We start from the raw sequence: 15,857 nt of genomic DNA, 5'->3' as shown, positions 1-15,857 counted from the left end.
TTGCTTGCAGTGCTGGCGGGGCCACTATCGAAACGCTCAAGGCGTATGTGGCCTCGCAGAACACACCAGATTAGCTCCCCTTATATCCCCGCCCGATTGGGCGAGGGTTTACGGGGCAGTTGCTAAGCATGTTCTGCTTCCTTTTATTGTTGTTCTGGGCGGTTGAGGACGCCCCGCTCATGCCGGCGATCAGACGCGTCTTGATTCGCAAGCGAGCTTATTGTGCTCATTTGTGAACATTTAATCTGTGATGAGCGCTAAATTATTGCAGTTTTATTACAAAAATTGTGGCGCTGTGAGTGAACGCGCATCCAGGGTCAGCCCACGCATGGCGTGGCTTTTGGCTACTCACTAAGGAGTAATATGGCCGACAACTGTTGCTTTTCGTCACATTTTCTTAGCAATGAATGGGATCTTGCCCACATTTCCGGTGGCGGGGGGATGGTGAATTGACGCAGAAGGTTTATTTTCTCTCTCGTCCAAGAACGAGCGCAAACGAGCATAACGTTTGCGCAAGCTCAAAAAACAAGAAGAAACGTTTTCGGGCGCAATGAATGGGAATGAAAGATAACAAAACGGAACATCAAACCTACTGTGGGTGGATATAAGGAATAACAACTATGAGCATACAAAGACCCAATACCCTGCTTGGCGAGTGCCTCGCCGAGTTTATCGGCACCGGCCTGCTGATCTTCTTCGGCGTCGGCTGCGTGGCCGCCCTGGTGCTGGCTGGCGCCAACTTCGGGCAATGGGAAATCTCCATTACCTGGGGCCTGGGTGTCGCCATCGCCATCTATGTCACCGGTGGCATCTCCGGTGCCCACCTCAACCCTGCCGTGACCCTGGCACTGATGACCTTCTGCGGCTTTGACAAGCGCAAGGTGGTGCCCTTCATCATCGCCCAGATAGCCGGGGCATTCGCCTCCGCCGCCCTGGTCTACGCCCTCTACAGCAACCTGTTCACCCAGTGGGAGCTGACCCACAACGTGGTGCGCGGCAGCGTCGAGAGCCTCGGCACCGCAGGCATCTTCTCCACCTACCCCAATGCCCTGCTCTCCAACATGCAGGCTTTCGCGGTCGAGATGGTGATCACCGCCGTCCTGATGCTGGGCATCATGGCACTGGGTGACAACAACAACGGCGCCCCCAAAGGCTTCGCCGCCGCCCTGCTCATCGGCATCCTGATCGCGGTGATCGGCGCCTCCCTCGGCCCCTTGACCGGCTTTGCCATGAACCCGGCCCGTGATTTCGGCCCCAAACTGTTCGCCTTCGTGGCTGGCTGGGGTGACGTGGCCCTGACCGGTGGTCGTGACAACCCCTACTTCTGGGTCCCCATCCTTGGCCCCATCGTCGGCGCCCAGATCGGTACCGCCCTGTATGTGAAAGTGCTGGCTCCCTGCGTCCCGGGCAACCGCGTCGCCACCGAAGAAGCCTCCAAGCTGTCTAACAAAGAAGAGGCCGCCGCCTGAGAGCGGCCCTCCCCAACGTGTAACAACGTGGAAAATAAAAACGTGGAGAACATCATGTCTGCTGAAAAGAAATTTGTCGTTGCGCTGGACCAGGGCACCACCTCTTCCCGTGCCATTGTCTTCGATCAGGACGCCAACATCGTCGCGACCTCCCAGCGCGAATTCACCCAGCACTACCCGAAAGCGGGCTGGGTCGAGCACGACCCCATGGAGATCTGGGCGACCCAGTCCTCCGTCTTCACCGAAGTGCTGGCCAAGAGCGGCCTGCACAGCGAGCAGATCGCCGCCATCGGCATCACCAACCAGCGTGAAACCACCGTCGTCTGGGAAAAGGCCACCGGCAAGCCCATCTACAACGCCATCGTCTGGCAGTGCCGCCGCACCGCGGCCATCTGTGAAGAACTCAAGGCCCGGGGCCTTGAAGAGTACGTTCGCGAAAACACCGGCCTGGTGCTGGATGCCTACTTCTCCGGTACCAAGGTGAAGTGGATCCTGGACAACGTGGAAGGGGCCCGGGAGAAGGCAATGAACGGCGAGCTGCTGTTCGGCACCATCGACACCTGGCTGGTGTGGAAGATGACCAACGGCGAGGTGCACGTCACCGACCCGACCAACGCCTCGCGCACCATGCTCTACAACATCCGCGACCTGAAGTGGGATGAGCGCATGCTGGACGAGCTGGGCATCCCCGCCTCCATGCTGCCGCAAGTCAAACCCTCCTCCGAGGTCTATGGCTACACCACCCGTGGCGGCGGCGCCCGCATCCCCATCGCCGGTATCGCCGGTGACCAGCAGTCCGCCCTGTTCGGCCAGCTCTGCTTCGAAAAAGGGATGGCCAAGAACACCTACGGTACCGGCTGCTTCATGCTGATGAACACCGGCACCGAGCCGGTTCGCTCCAGCAACGGCCTGCTGACCACAGTCGCCATCGGCCCGAAAGGGGAAGTGAATTATGCCCTCGAGGGTGCGGTATTTATGGGTGGCGCCACCATCCAGTGGCTGCGCGATGAGCTCAAGATCATCCACGATGCCCGCGATACCGACTACTTCGCGAGCAAGGTAGGCGACACCAACGGCGTCTACCTGGTGCCGGCCTTCGTGGGCCTGGGCGCCCCCTACTGGGATCCGTATGCTCGCGGCACCATGGTCGGCCTGACCCGTGGCGCCAACCGCAACCACATCATCCGCGCTGCGCTGGAATCCATCGCCTACCAGAGCCGCGACGTACTGGATGCCATGCAGCAGGACTCCGGCATCAAGCTGGCGGCCCTCAAGGTGGACGGCGGCGCCGTGGCCAACGACTTCCTGATGCAGTTCCAGGCTGACATGATGCACACCCCTGTGGTGCGTCCGACCCGCATCGAGACCACCGCCATGGGCGCCGCCTTCCTGGCCGGCCTCGCCGTGGGCTTCTGGAAGAGCTCCGAAGAGCTGGAAGACAAGTTCAGCGTGGACCGCGAGTTCATTCCGCAGATGGACCGCGACGATCGCGCCAAGCGCTACAGCGGCTGGAAGAAGGCGGTGGAACGCTCACGCCGCTGGGCCGAAGAGGAGTGATGGGGTAACCGACGCATCCTTGAGATGAAAAAAGCAAAGAGGCCGACAGCGATGTCGGCCTCTTTATATTGGCGCTCGCAAGCCCCTCGGCCCCCTCCCCTTGAGGAGTGGGAAAAGATGGCCCCTCCCTCTCGTGGAGGGGAAGGGCGGGAGGGGATTGGCCCTGTCGGAACACGCCTAGAGCGCGTGGTTGCCGAGCTGCTCTTTCAGGAAATCGAGCCAGACCCGCAGCCGGATGTCCCGCTGGGCATCGGAGTAGAAGACCGCATGGATGGGGCGCGAAGCGCCGCTGTTGCTGCGGGCCAGCACCTCCACCAGCGCCCCGCTCGCCCTGTCATCCCCTGTCATGAAGTCCGACAGGCAGACGATCCCCTGCCCCGCCAGCGCCAGCTGACGCAAGGTTTCCCCGCTGCTGGCCCGCAGGGTCGGGGTGATGGCGAACCTGTCCCCCTGCTCCTCGCTCAATAGGGGCCAATGATTGAGGTGATCGGGGTGCAAAAAACCGAGCAGCTCGTGGCCAGCCAGCAAGTCAGCCGGCTGGCGCGGGGTACCGCGTGCCGCCAGATAGGCGGGAGAGGCCAGCAGCCGCAGCCTGGAGCGGCCCAGCGGCAGGGCCCGCAGGGAGGAGTCCGTCAGCTCGCCGATGCGAATGGCCATGTCCACCCGCCGCTCCATCAGGTTGATGAAGCCCTCGGAGCTGTGCAGTTGCAGCTCGATGGCGGGGTAGCGGCGGCGAAACTCGCCGATGATGGGCACCAATCTATGCAGGATGAAGGGGGTGGCGGCGTCCACCCGCAATATGCCCTCCGGCTGCTCCCGGCGCATCAGCAGCAACCCTTCCGCCTCGCTCATCTCGGTCAGGATCTTCACCGCCCGCTGATAGAACCAGCTCCCCTCCTCGGTCAGGCTGACCCGGCGGGTGGTGCGGTTGAGGAGCACGGTGGCGAGCTTCTCTTCGAGGCGCTTGATGCCGCGGCTCACCACGGAGTTGTCCATGCCGAGATTCTCCGCCGCCTGGCGAAAGCTGCCCGCCTCCACCACCGCCACAAACAGGGTCAATTCATCGGAATGGGTCTTCATTGTTGTCATCCTGGCAAGAGTAATGGGTCTTTATAGGTGCAATGGCCGGGAGTTGGCAAGACAGGCGTCGCTTCGTATCGTGACGCACCACCTGTTTTATCTGCGCCCTTGCCAGTACAATGCCGCCAACCGGCACCGTATGGCGCCACACTATGACAGGGACGATCCATGACATTCGACAACAGGCTGGCCGCCGCCCATCGGGAGCTGGCCGAGAAGGGCGTGCAAACGCTCAACTACAACCCGCCGATCATCTGGCTGCTGCGAAAGGCGGGGTTCACCATCAGGCCGCCCCACTACGAACGCTTTATGATCAACGTTCTTGCCCTGGGACTCCCCATCGGCGCTATCTGGGGGGTGTTGATGTGGTGCCTCGGCTGGCAGGATGAGGTGAGCCCGGGGTTTGCCCTGCGCCAGAGCCTGCTGTTTGGCATCGGGCTCGGTCTGCTGATGGGGACCTGGTTCTGGTTTCGGCGCAAGCAGCTCAAGCTGACCCCCTGGGACGCCTTGCCCCACTCCACGAGCCCCACGCAAAAACGCTGGCAACCGAAATAATCACCGACAAGGAGAGCCCATGACCAAGGCCCATGAAAAACTGAACTATGTGGAGTTTGCGGCCAGGGATCTTGCCGCCACCCAAGCCTTCTTCACCGCCGCCTTTGGCTGGCAGTTTGCCGACTACGGCCCCGATTATTGCGCCTTCGAGGGAGAAGGGCTGGATGGCGGCTTCTACCGCGCCGATCTGTGCAGCCAGAGTGCTCAGGGCGGGGCGCTCCTGGTGTTCTACAGCGCCGATATTGAGGCGACTCAGAGCAAGGTAGGCGGCGCAGGGGGCACCATAGTGCGCCCCCTGTTCGATTTTCCCGGTGGCCGCCGTTTCCACTTTGTCGAGCCCAGCGGCAATGAATTTGCGGTCTGGTCCGAACCGGCCAGCGCCTGATAATACTCCGCCCTCCCCTGGCCCACCTGCACCACGACCAGCCATGGGGAGGCCACATTGCTGCACTCACCTCAATAGTGTTTTGCGACTGCTGCCCTGTATCCCCCAGTCTGGGGCGGGCATACTGACTCCCGTCTTAACGAGGAGGTTCAGATGCCATCCCCCCTGATTGTGATTGCCCAGCTTGACGCCAAACCCGAATTCGCCGCCCAGTTTCGCGCTGCCCTCAAGCCGCTGATCGCCGCTACCCTGCAAGAGCCGGGGTGCCTTCGCTACCAGTTGCACCAGAGCCTGGAGAGCCCCCATAGCTGGATGCTGTACGAGGAGTGGGAGAGTGAAGCCGCCCTGCTCGCCCACCAGCAGCAGCCCCACTACATCGCCTTTGCCAGCCTCGCCTCCCCCTGGTTTGCCAACCGGGTCGTGAGCCGCTACCGGCGCGCCTGACTGCCTCCGCCCTCGGCGCAGGCAAAGCCCATCATTTGAGCGTAGAAACAATAACTTGAGGAATTTGATGATGAAGATGCCCAACCTGGGTCTTGGAACCTTCCGCCTGAAAGATCAGCCCCTTCGCGACTCCCTGCTCCAGGGGCTGGAACTTGGCTACCGTCATATCGATACCGCCCAGATCTATGACAACGAGGCCGAAGTCGGCCAGTTGATGAGCGAGAGTGGCGTGCCCCGCCAGGATATTTACCTGACCACCAAGGTGTGGACCAGCGAGTTCGGTCCGGGCAAGGTGATCCCGAGCCTGGAAGTGAGCCTGGAAAAACTCGGCACCGACTATCTGGATCTGGCGCTCATTCACTGGCCCTCCCCCCAGGATGAGGTGCCGATGGCGGTCTATCTGGAGCAGCTCGCCGAGGCCAAAGCCCGGGGCCTGACCCGGGAGATCGGGGTCTCCAACTTCACCGTGGCCCAACTTAAACAGGCCATCGAGATTTTGGGGCCGGGCGCCATCGCCCACCAGCAGGTGGAGATCCACCCCCTGCTGCAAAACCGCAAGGTGGTCGAATTCTGCCAAGAGCACGGTATCGCCATCACCGCCTATATGCCGCTCGCCTATGGCAAGGTGCTCACCGAGCCGCTCTTGATGGAGATCGGCAAGCGCCACGGCGTCTCGGCAGCCCAGGTGTCGCTGGCCTGGCTGCTGGCCCAGGGCATGACGGTGATCCCGAGCTCTACCAAACGGGAGAATCTGGCCGCCAACCTGGCTGCGCTGAAGGTGCAACTCAGTCGCGATGAGATGGCCGCCATCGCCACCCTGGATCGGGGTGAGCGCTGCGCCAACCCGGACTTTGCGCCGAATTGGGATTGATCCCCCTCATCCCCAGCCCTTCTCCCGCCAGGGGAGAAGGGAGCAAATAAGGCTCAATGACATTCTTCAGCACCAGCGGGAGGCACAATGCCTCCCGCTTTTTTTGTCCCCAATACCGCGCGTCACCGCCGCCCGAGTCCTCCTCCAACACCTTCCCTCAATCCTTTACCTCTTACCTCATTTCTCTTTCCTCTTTTCTCTCTGTCCCGGCTCGCTCTGCACGGGTTGCCGCCGTGCGCGTTGTCTCTGCACCCACCTCGCACGCTACGGCCGCTCTTGCCGCAGTTGCCTCGACCACTCCCAATACCCCATTTCACGGCACCATTGCTGCTGATTTGGCAAAAGTAATTTGACGTTGCCGTCATTTTTACCAACAAACACCCTCGGCATACTGACGCCATTCTCCCGTCGGGAGTCCCAATCCAAGGAGTTGTTATGCCACTGGCGTTATTTGCCCTCACCTTAAGTGCCTTTGCTATAGGCACCACCGAATTCGTGATCGTGGGGCTCATCCCCACCATCGCCGAACAGCTCAATGTCTCGCTCCCCTCGGCAGGCCTCCTGGTCAGCCTCTATGCCCTTGGGGTGGCCATCGGCGCCCCCGTGCTCACGGCACTCACCGGCAAGCTGCCGCGCAAGTGGCTGCTGGTGGGGCTGATGGCCCTCTTCACCGTCGGCAATCTGCTGGCCTGGCAGGCCCCCGGGTACGAGAGCCTGATTGTGGCCCGCATCCTCACCGGGCTGGCCCACGGGGTCTTCTTCTCGGTAGGCAGCACCATCGCCACCGGTCTCGTGGCCAAAGAGAAGGCGGCCAGCGCCATCGCCATCATGTTCAGCGGCCTCACGGTCGCCCTGGTGACCGGCGTCCCGCTTGGCACCTGGATTGGTCAGGTCTTCGGCTGGCGCGAAACCTTCCTGGTGGTGAGCCTGCTCGGCCTCGTCGCCATGGTGGGCAGCCTGCTGCTGGTACCGGGGAACCTGCCGAAGGGGGCCGCCTCCAGCGTTCGCGAGCAGCTCTCGGTGCTCACCAGGAAGCCCTTGCTGCTGGTCTACGCCAAGACGGCGCTCGGTTACGGCGGTGCCTTCACGGCGTTTACCTTCCTCGCCCCCATCCTGCAACAGGTGAGCGGCTTTAGCGCCGGCGCGGTGAGCCTCATTCTGCTGGTGTATGGGGTATCGGTCGCCGTCGGCAATATCTGGGGCGGCAAGCTCGCCGACCGGATGGGCCCATTGCCTGCGCTGAAGCTGCTGTTCGCCGGGCTCGCCGTGGTGCTGCTGGTGCTCACCTTCACCGCGCCGCACCCGGTGCTGGCGGTACTGACCGTGCTGGTGTGGGGCGCCTTCGCCTTTGGCAACGTGCCGGGTCTGCAGGTACTGGTGGTGAAACAGGCCGAGCGCCACACCCCCAATGCCGTGGATGTGGCCTCCGGCCTCAACATCGCCGCCTTCAACGTCGGCATTGCGCTGGGCTCCGTGGTCGGCGGTTTCGTGGTGGAGCACCTCGGCCTGATGCACACCCCCTGGATTGGCGCCCTCATCGTGCTGCTGGCCTACGGCCTCACCCATGTCAGCGAAGCGGGCGAGCGCCGCGCCGCCCTTGCCTGACCCCCGGGCAAGCAAAAGGCCGACATCCTGTGTCGGCCTTTTTTCATGGGCAAGATGCGAGGCTCAGGGCTCCTTGAGATCCTCATCGGCAGCCCAGCGCGCCTCCAGCCAGAGCAGGTTGACCAGCCCGCAGAGCAAGGCGAACCCCAGCCCCAGCAACCAGGTGAAATACCACATATCGCGTTGATCCTTGTGTTGAAGCGGATTAGTAGAGGCTGTGGCCGTGCTGGCGCACCTGCTCGGCGCTGACCCTGCCGCGCACCACCCGGTAGACCCAGAGGGTGTAGCCGATGTTGACCGGCATCAGTACTCCGACGATCCCCAGCATGATAAGCAGGGTGCGCTCGCTGGAGGTGCTGTCCCACAGGGTCAGGCTGCTGGCCGGATCCAGGGACGAGGGCAGCACGAAGGGGAAGAGCGCGATGGCCACGGTCAGCATCATGGCGGCGCAGGCACCGCCGCTGGCAACGAGAGCCAGCCCGGACTTGCCGAAGCGGCTTGCCAGCGCGCACACCAGGGGCAGCAGGAGCCCGAGCACAGGCACGGCCCAGAGCACCGGATGGGCGACAAAGTTGCCAAGCCAACCCGCCGGCACCGCCACCACCTCTTTCATCAGCGGAGTGAGGGCGCCGTTGAGATCGCCGATGGCCGTGATGCGATACCCCGCCATCTCCCCAAGCCAGACGCCGCCAAGGGCAAAGAGGGCGCTCGCCAGGGGGCCGAGCCAGAGGGCGAGGCGGGCGCTGCGCGCCGCTATGGCCCCCTGGGTCTTGCACTGCAGGAAGCTGGCACCGTGCAGCAAGAGCAGCGCCAGCGCCGCCCCCATGGCGGTCAACAGCAGCGGCCAGTGGAACGCAAAGGCGCCATAGTGGATGCGAAGGGCCGCATCGAAGCGAAACGGCAGCCCTTGCAGCACCAGGCCTAGGGTGGCACCAAACACCAGGGTCGGCAGCAGACCACCCACCACCAGGGCGCGGTCCCACCAGCGGCGCCAGACCGGGTCCGGCAGCTTGCTGCGATAGTCAAAGCCCACCGGGCGCAAAAAGAGGCCGAACAGCAGGAACATGAAGGGCACGTAAAGCGCCGAGAAGGCGGCGGCATAGACCAGGGGCCAGGCGGCAAACAGGGTGCCGGCACCGGCGATGAGCCACACCTGGTTGCCCTCCCACACCGGCCCCACGCTGTTGAGCAGCACCCGCCGCTCGTCATCCGTCTTGCCGACCACGGGCAGCAGCATGCCGACCCCGAGATCGAAGCCATCCATCACCACGAAGCCGACCAGCAGGAAGAGCACCAGCCCCCACCAGATCACTTTTAGGGTTTCGTAATCCATCAGGCAGGACTCCCGTTTTGCAACACTTCACCTTGATAACGACCCGTCTGCAGGCTGGCAGGCCCTTTGCGGATCACATGACGCAACAAGAACAACTCCACCACCAGCAGGCTGCTGTAGATGAGGAAGATGGCGATGAGGCTGAACCAGAGCTGCCCCGGTTGCAGCAGGGAGACGGAGGCCGACACCGGCAGCACGTCGCTGATGGTCCAGGGCTGGCGACCGAACTCCGCCACGAACCAGCCCGCCTCGATGGCAATCCAGGGCAGCGGAATAGACCAGAGCAGGGCCCTGAGCAGCCGTGGGGATTGCACCAGCCTGCCCCGGCACAGCTGCAGGAAGGCGGCGGCAAACAGCGCCAGCAGCGCCACGCCGATGCCCACCATCAGGCGAAAGCTCCAGAACAGCGGCGCCACCTGGGGGATGGAGTCCTCCACCGCCTTGGCGATGGCCCCCTCGTCCGCCTTGCCAATCTCCTTGGCATAGGGGGTGAGCAAGAGGCCGTAGCCCAGATCGCCGCGGTGGCGCTCGAAGGTGGCGCGGGCCGCCTGGTTGCTGCTATCTGCCCGCATCGCTTCGAGCGCCTCGTGGGCCAACATGCCGCTGCGAATGCGCGCCTCGTGCTGCGCTTTCAGATCTTTGAGGCCCGTTACCTGTTCATCCAGGGAGCGGGTGGCGATGATGCCCATCAGATAGGGGATCTTGATGGCCGCGTGGGTGGTCTCGGCACGCTGATCCGGCAGGCCGAACAGGGTGAAAGAAGCCGGGGCGGGCTCCGTCTCCCACTCCGCCTCGATGGCGGCGAGCTTGACCTTCTGCACCTCCCCCGAGCGATAACCCGACTCGTCCCCGAGCACGATGACAGAGAGGATGGCCGCCAGCCCAAAGCCCGAGGCGATGGCAAAGGATCGCAGGGCGAAGCGCACCTCCATGCCGCGCAGCAGATACCAGCTGCTCACCCCCATCACGAACAGGGAGGCCGCCACATAGCCTGCCGCCACCGTGTGGACGAACTTGACCTGGGCCACCGGGTTGAAGATGACCGCGGCCACATCCACCAGCTCCATGCGCATGGTCATGGGGTTGAACTCGGCGCCGACCGGGTTTTGCATCCAGCCGTTGGCGATGAGGATCCAGAGGGCGGAGAGGTTGGAACCGAGCGCCACCAGCATGGTCACCAGCAGGTGCTGACCGCGGGAGAGCTTGTCCCAGCCGAAGAAGAAAAGGCCCACCAATGTGGACTCGAGGAAGAAGGCCATCAGCCCCTCCACCGCCAGCGGCGTGCCGAAGATATCGCCGACATAGTGGGAGTAATAGGCCCAGTTGGTCCCGAACTGGAACTCCAGGGTGATCCCGGTGGTCACCCCCATCACGAAGTTGATGCCAAACAGCTTGCCCCAGAAGCGGGTGATGTCCTTGTAGATCACCTTGCCGGTCATCACGTAGGCCGACTCGGCGATCACCAGGATCCAGGACAGCCCCAGGGTGAGGGGCACAAACAGAAAGTGGAACATCGCCGTCGCCCCGAACTGTATTCGGGAGAGGCTGACCACATCATCCAGGCTTATCATGCATGACTCTCTATGTTGCATTTAACGGACAGGTTTTCGCCCGCCAAGTACACCATGGTCCATGACACCTATAACAGATGCAGTTATAGTGAAAAACACCTATAACAGTTTGGGCCCACCATGTCCCGCTACGGCCAGTTGGCAGACCAGCTGCAACAGCAGATCACGAGCGGCCTCTGGCAGCCGGGGGAGCGCATCCCCTCCATCCGCCAGAGCTGCAAGACCCACGGCCTCAGCCCCATGACGGTGCTCCAGGCCTATCAGTTGCTCGAAAGCCGGGGCCTCATCCTGGCGCGGCCCCAGTCCGGCTACTACGTCAAGGCCGCGAGCACGGCCCGGCGGGAGAGTCAGCCCCAGCAGGCCCGCTACAGCGGCTCGGTGGACATCAACGATCTGGTGTTCGAGGTGCTGCAGGCGAGCAAGTCACGGGAGCTGGTGCCCCTTGGCATGGCGGTGGCGGACCCGACCCTCTTCCCCCACCCCCAACTCGGTCGGGCCCTCGGCAGTTGCATGCGCCGCCTCGATCCCTTCAGCACGGTGGCAGATCTGCCCCCCGGCAACGAGGCACTGCGCCGCGCCATCGCCCGGCGCTACGCCGGCGAGGGGATGGCGGTGGATCCCCAGCAGATCATCATCACCACGGGGGCCATGGAGGCGCTCTCCCTCAGTCTTCAGGTGCTGACCGAGCCCGGCGACTGGGTGGTGGTGGAGTCCCCCACCTTCTACGGCGCCCTGCAGGCCATCGAGCGGCTCAAGCTCAAGGTGGTGGAGATCCCGGTGATCCCCGGGGTGGGCATCGATCTCGCCCTGCTGGAGGAGGCCCTCGCACAGCGCCCCGTCAAGGCGTGCTGGCTGATGGGCAATGTCCAGCACCCCCTCGGCCACACCATGCCGGATGAGCACAAGCAGGCGCTGATGGGGCTGCTCAACCGCCATCAGGTCCCCCTGGTGGAGGATGACGTCTATGCGGAGCTCTATGTCGGGCGCGAGCGGCCAAGGCCCATCACCCATTGGGATGCGCGGGGAGAGAGCCTGCTGTGCGGCTCCTGGACCAAGTGTCTGGCGCCGGGCTTTCGGGTCGGCTGGGTGGTGGCGAAGCGCCACGCCGAGCGCATCCAGCGGCTGCAACTGATGTCGACGCTCTCGACCAATGTGCCCAGTCAGCTGGCGCTGGCCGACATGCTGCGCCAGGGCGGGGTGGACGCCCACTTTCGCCGCCTGCGCCACACCCTGGCTCAGCGCCAGCAGCAGATGCGGGCGGCCCTGATGCGCCTCTTCCCCGAGGCGCGCATCTCCTCCCCGGACGGAGGCTACTTTCTCTGGCTCGAATTTGACGCCCGCCTCGATGGCCGGGCGCTCTATGCCAGCGCCATCGCGCAGGGCGTCTCCATCGCCCCCGGGGCCCTCTTCTCCAGCCAGGGCCAGCACAACCACTGCCTGCGCCTCAACAGCTCCCATCCCTGGAGCCCGCAACTGGACGCGGCGCTCAACCGGCTTGCGGACCTCATCGCCCGGCAACGGGAAACCTGGCAGAGCCCCCCTGACGCCTCACACGACAAGGGCCCGTAACGGGCCCTTTTGCAAGCGAATGCGCCTTATCTGGCCATGGTCTGTGACTGGGCCTTGAAACCCAGTCGCTCGTAGAGGGCCCTGGCCCGCTCGTTGAAAGCCATCACCTCCAGGCGCAACTGGCTTGCACCCCGTGCCTTGCCCCACTGGTCCCCGTGGGCGATCAGCGCCCGGCCGATGCCCCGGGAGCGGAGCCCCTCATCCACCACCACGGTCGTGATGCGGCAGACGGGCAGCTTGCTGAGAAAGGGGACGCTCTCGTTGAGGTCGATGCGGGCGGTGAGAAAGCCCGCCACCTCTCCCGCCACCACCGCCACGCAGAAAAGACGCGCCTCGTCGGCAATGGCGCCGAGCAAGAAGGCCCTGTCCTCCGGGGACGGGGGGCAGAACACCTCGGGCACCTGCTCGAAGTGGAGCTGACCTATCTGCCGGTTCAGGGCCAGAATGGCGTCGATATCCTGTTCAGTTGCCTTGCGAATGTCCACCTGATGCTCCTTGCAGTGAGGGTCGCCAGCGAGGAAAGAGGCTCGGCGGTCACCCTTTGGAACCCGCATCTTATCGGCTCGTCACGGCAATCAACAGCCCCCGGCAACGACAAGGCCCCATGACGGGGCCTTGTGGACAATCCTGATGGCAATGCGGGCTCAGCCCGGCGCCCCCAGCTGGGCCACCTGGCGCTCTATGCTCCCCTTGAGGTTGTCATCCAGCTTCAAGGCACGCGCCAGCTCGTCCAGATAACCGCGCTCCATGAAGTGATCCACCTCGATGGTGAGCAGGGAGGCGAGGTAGACCTCGGTCGCCAGCTCCATGTCCGTCACTTCTCGCGCCAGGACATGGGGGTCGAGGGGGCGGGAGAGCTCGGCGTCAATCCAGCGGGCCGCATCCCGCTCCCCCTGTTCGGTCAGGTACTCCTGGATCTTCTGGCGCTCGGCGGCATCGATGTGGCCGTCGGCCCGGGCCGCCGCCACCATGGCGCGCACCAGCAGGTTGGCGCGGGCATCCAGGGCCTTGCCCTCCAGGGTGTCCAGAGGCTGGGTCGGCTGGGCCGGGGTGGACTGCTGGGTCTGCCAGTCCTGATAGAGCTTGTAGGCCAGCCCCCCGAGGGCTGCCGCCCCCCCCACCGCCGCCACCTTGGTGCCATATTTGCGCATCTTCTTGTTGCCAAGCAGCAGCGCCATGGCCCCTGCGGCCAATCCCCCCTGCGCCATGCCCTTCATCTGGGCCTTGCGCGTGTCACCACCGTCGTTGAGCCAGCCCTTGCCAGCTCCCATCAATTGCTCCAGCATCTGTTTCATGGGGCCTCCTCCCTCGCGTGATGAGTCATGCTGGGCCGCCTGCGCTGAACTCAAGGTGAATGACGGCGCAGACAAGAGGAGGTGCTGGTTGGATCAGTGCCAGCCCCGCCCACTGCTATTGTCCCCGGGGGACAGCCAAGGAGTCCCCCCTTGCCTCGACATAAGGAAGTACCATGAGCGCCCGTGAACTGACCCTGCAATTTCTCGCCGAACCCGCCGACGTCAACTTTGGCGGCAAAGTCCATGGCGGCATGGTGATGAAGTGGATTGACCAGGCCGGCTACGCCTGCGCCGCCGGCTGGTGTGGCGGCTATGCCGTCACCGTCTATGTGGGGGGCATCCGCTTCTTGCGCCCCATCCAGATAGGCCAGCTGGTGGAGGTGCACGCCAAGGTGATCCACACCGGCACCACCAGCATGCACCTGGCGGTGGATGTCTACAGTCGCCACCCCACCGACCCGGAGCGGCGCAAGACCACCCACTGCATCATCATCTTCGTGGCCATGGACGAGCATGGCAAACCCACCCCGGTGCCCCAGTGGCAGCCAGTGAGCGAGAGCGATCTGCAGTTGCAGCAGTACGCCAAAAAGCTGATGGCCCTGCGCGAGGAGCTGGACAAGGAGATGCGCCAGCACATGTGACCCGTCCCGCCCCGGGCTGCCGGGGCGTGTCTTCGTGCCGCCGGGCGCTATAATGGCGACCACCCTTGCCCTTGAGAACCCAAGATGTCCCTGGAAAATGCCCCCCCCGAGGTCCAGCTCGCGGTGGATCTGATTGAACTGCTGGAAACTAACCACATCGCCCCCGCGCTGGCCCTGGCGGCACTCGCCATCGTTCGCCGGGATTATGAGCGCAAGCTCGAGGAAGGTCGGGAGGCCTGAGCGCCCCCGCAGGAGGCACCATGTCAGCCCCCATTCGCATCGAACAAGGCCGCGCCATGCTCCTCGGGGGGCTGCGCCGTCACCACCCCTTCGAGCAGGGGGACTTCGCCGGCCAGTGGCGCGACCTCAGCGCCCTGCTTCCCCTGCCGGGGCAGCTCGGGGAGCACGCCTATGGCGTCATCTGCGCCGCCACCGACACCCACTGCGAATACCTCTGCGGGGTGGAGGTCGCCGCCCTGGAGGTGCTGCCTCCCGGGCTTGGCCGCATGCGCATCGCCCCCCAGACCTACGCCATCTTCTTGCATCAGGGGCATGTCGCGACCCTGCCGCACACCTGGCGCCAGGCCCTGGCGTGGCTCGCGCAATCGGACTATCAATCTGCCCAGCAGCCGGATTTCGAGCGCTACGGCGCCCGCTTTGACGCCGCCACCGGCAGCGGCGAAGTGGAAATCTGGCTCGCCGTGGTACCAAAACAGGCCCTGGCCTGACCCCTGGCCGCCCGGGCTACCTCGGCCCCATCACCTCGTCACAGAGCGCGATCAGCGCCTCCCCCAGCCGGGCGAGGGGCTCGCTCGTGCCCGGTCCCTGGTGCAGGGCCAGCTCCACCGAGCGCACCGCAGGCCAGTGGGCCAGCACCACCTGATCCGGTTGCAGCAGGCGCGCCGGCAGCAGGCTGACCCCGATCCCCGCGCTCACCGCCCCTTGCAGGCTGGCGAGACTGCCGCTCACGTAGGCGATGCGCCAGGGGATCCCCTCGGCATCCAGGGCGTCGGTCATCTGGCGCCGGTAGAGCCCCTCACTTGGAAACACCACCAGAGGCAGGGGGTCGCGCCCGGCGGCGGGCCACTCCCGGCTGTCAACCCAGGCCAGGGGCTCGCGCCAGCGGGCGATGGGCTCCCCTTGGCCGCGCCCCTGCTTGATGAGGGCCAGATCCAGCTCTCCCCCTTCGAATGCCTGCCACAGGGCATGGCTGAGATCGCTTTGTACCTCCAGCCGCACCTGAGGGTGCGTGCGGGCGAAGGCGGCCAGCACCGGGGTCATGGCCCCCGCGGCAAAATCCTCCGGCACCCCGAGGCGCAGGGGGTGGCTCGCCTCGCTCACCCGCTCCCCCGCCCGGGCCAGCAGCCCCAGGATGCGGCGCGCCAGCCCGAGCAGGGTCTCCCCCTGGGCCGTGGTCACCACCTGGCGGCCGGATCGGTCGAGCAGGGTGCAACCCAGCTGTTGCTCCAGGCGGCGCATCTG

At 64.4% G+C, this 15,857-nt stretch carries 18 protein-coding genes and 1 pseudogene; 12 read left to right on the top strand and 7 right to left on the bottom strand.

Annotated elements, in window-relative coordinates; translation table 11 throughout:
• The 3 genes and pseudogenes from C3418_RS19410 to glpK form a co-directional block, all read left to right on the top strand.
• Positions 1-74: pseudogene (locus tag C3418_RS19410) on the top strand (IS200/IS605 family transposase); the annotation flags it as partial.
• Positions 75-620: 546 nt separating this feature from the next.
• Positions 621-1,469 (top strand): MIP/aquaporin family protein, encoded by an 849-nt coding sequence (locus C3418_RS19405; RefSeq protein ID WP_042880435.1) that lies wholly within the window; start codon positions 621-623, stop codon positions 1,467-1,469.
• A 54-nt stretch (positions 1,470-1,523) separates the two neighbouring features.
• Complete coding sequence (glpK, locus tag C3418_RS19400; RefSeq protein WP_010674229.1) at positions 1,524-3,026, top strand: glycerol kinase GlpK; 1,503 nt, start codon at positions 1,524-1,526, stop codon at positions 3,024-3,026.
• A 177-nt stretch (positions 3,027-3,203) separates the two neighbouring features.
• On the opposite strand, the gene C3418_RS19395 is transcribed toward glpK, so the two are convergent.
• Positions 3,204-4,106: a LysR family transcriptional regulator gene (locus C3418_RS19395; protein WP_103859104.1), complete on the bottom strand. Its 903-nt coding sequence runs from the start codon at positions 4,104-4,106 to the stop codon at positions 3,204-3,206.
• A 168-nt stretch (positions 4,107-4,274) separates the two neighbouring features.
• Here C3418_RS19395 and C3418_RS19390 point away from each other — a divergent pair, with 168 nt between their 5' ends.
• The 5 genes from C3418_RS19390 (at position 4,275) to C3418_RS19370 (ending at position 7,966) form a co-directional block, all read left to right on the top strand.
• Positions 4,275-4,661, top strand: coding sequence for a DUF6404 family protein (locus C3418_RS19390; protein WP_103859103.1), 387 nt, complete (start codon positions 4,275-4,277; stop codon positions 4,659-4,661).
• Positions 4,662-4,680: 19 nt separating this feature from the next.
• Complete coding sequence (locus tag C3418_RS19385; RefSeq protein ID WP_103859102.1) at positions 4,681-5,046, top strand: VOC family protein; 366 nt, start codon at positions 4,681-4,683, stop codon at positions 5,044-5,046.
• Positions 5,047-5,199: 153 nt separating this feature from the next.
• Complete coding sequence (locus C3418_RS19380) at positions 5,200-5,490, top strand: putative quinol monooxygenase (protein ID WP_103859101.1); 291 nt, start codon at positions 5,200-5,202, stop codon at positions 5,488-5,490.
• Positions 5,491-5,557: 67 nt separating this feature from the next.
• Positions 5,558-6,361, top strand: a complete 804-nt coding sequence (gene dkgB, locus C3418_RS19375; RefSeq protein ID WP_103859100.1) for a 2,5-didehydrogluconate reductase DkgB — start codon at positions 5,558-5,560, stop codon at positions 6,359-6,361.
• Positions 6,362-6,796: 435 nt separating this feature from the next.
• Positions 6,797-7,966: an MFS transporter gene (locus C3418_RS19370; protein WP_010674208.1), complete on the top strand. Its 1,170-nt coding sequence runs from the start codon at positions 6,797-6,799 to the stop codon at positions 7,964-7,966.
• 63 nt (positions 7,967-8,029) lie between these two features.
• Here the strand turns inward: C3418_RS19370 and C3418_RS19365 are convergent, their stop codons facing one another.
• From C3418_RS19365 to C3418_RS19355, 3 genes are read right to left on the bottom strand one after another with little or no spacing between them, the layout of a single operon-like run.
• Positions 8,030-8,143 carry a CydX/CbdX family cytochrome bd oxidase small subunit gene (locus C3418_RS19365; protein WP_010674207.1) on the bottom strand — a complete coding sequence of 38 codons (114 nt, stop codon included), beginning with the start codon at positions 8,141-8,143 and terminating at the stop codon, positions 8,030-8,032.
• A 28-nt stretch (positions 8,144-8,171) separates the two neighbouring features.
• A complete protein-coding gene (cydB, locus tag C3418_RS19360; protein ID WP_103859099.1) occupies positions 8,172-9,299 on the bottom strand; it encodes a cytochrome d ubiquinol oxidase subunit II in 1,128 nt (375 codons plus the stop codon).
• Positions 9,299-10,870 (bottom strand): cytochrome ubiquinol oxidase subunit I, encoded by a 1,572-nt coding sequence (locus C3418_RS19355; protein WP_103859098.1) that lies wholly within the window; start codon positions 10,868-10,870, stop codon positions 9,299-9,301. Before C3418_RS19355 ends, cydB begins: the two co-directional genes overlap by 1 nt.
• A 120-nt stretch (positions 10,871-10,990) precedes the next feature.
• On the opposite strand from C3418_RS19355, the gene C3418_RS19350 reads away from it, so the two are divergent.
• Positions 10,991-12,439, top strand: coding sequence for a PLP-dependent aminotransferase family protein (locus C3418_RS19350; RefSeq protein WP_103859097.1), 1,449 nt, complete (start codon positions 10,991-10,993; stop codon positions 12,437-12,439).
• A 26-nt stretch (positions 12,440-12,465) separates the two neighbouring features.
• Here C3418_RS19350 and C3418_RS19345 read toward each other — a convergent pair whose 3' ends face one another.
• Positions 12,466-12,924, bottom strand: coding sequence for a GNAT family N-acetyltransferase (locus C3418_RS19345; protein ID WP_010674203.1), 459 nt, complete (start codon positions 12,922-12,924; stop codon positions 12,466-12,468).
• Positions 12,925-13,083: 159 nt separating this feature from the next.
• Positions 13,084-13,734, bottom strand: coding sequence for a tellurite resistance TerB family protein (locus C3418_RS19340; RefSeq protein ID WP_042015902.1), 651 nt, complete (start codon positions 13,732-13,734; stop codon positions 13,084-13,086).
• 173 nt (positions 13,735-13,907) lie between these two features.
• On the opposite strand from C3418_RS19340, the gene C3418_RS19335 reads away from it, so the two are divergent.
• The 3 genes from C3418_RS19335 (at position 13,908) to C3418_RS19325 (ending at position 15,103) form a co-directional block, all read left to right on the top strand.
• The gene (locus C3418_RS19335) at positions 13,908-14,375 is read left to right on the top strand and encodes an acyl-CoA thioesterase (RefSeq protein ID WP_010674201.1); all 468 of its coding nucleotides are present in this window, start codon (positions 13,908-13,910) and stop codon (positions 14,373-14,375) included.
• A gap of 84 nt (positions 14,376-14,459) precedes the next feature.
• Positions 14,460-14,615 (top strand): pleiotropic regulatory protein RsmS, encoded by a 156-nt coding sequence (gene rsmS / locus C3418_RS19330; RefSeq protein ID WP_010674200.1) that lies wholly within the window; start codon positions 14,460-14,462, stop codon positions 14,613-14,615.
• Between the two features lie 20 nt (positions 14,616-14,635).
• Positions 14,636-15,103 carry a GyrI-like domain-containing protein gene (locus C3418_RS19325; protein WP_039038603.1) on the top strand — a complete coding sequence of 156 codons (468 nt, stop codon included), beginning with the start codon at positions 14,636-14,638 and terminating at the stop codon, positions 15,101-15,103.
• Positions 15,104-15,119: 16 nt separating this feature from the next.
• Here the strand turns inward: C3418_RS19325 and C3418_RS19320 are convergent.
• A partial coding sequence (locus C3418_RS19320; RefSeq protein WP_103859096.1) for a LysR family transcriptional regulator occupies positions 15,120-15,857 on the bottom strand: 738 nt, incomplete at its 5' end.

Source organism: Aeromonas sp. ASNIH8 (assembly GCF_002919855.1).
Classification (GTDB): Bacteria; Pseudomonadota; Gammaproteobacteria; order Enterobacterales; family Aeromonadaceae; genus Aeromonas; species Aeromonas caviae.
Note: the sequence above shows the minus strand (reverse complement) of the source record. Positions and strands in the feature narration are given on the sequence as shown.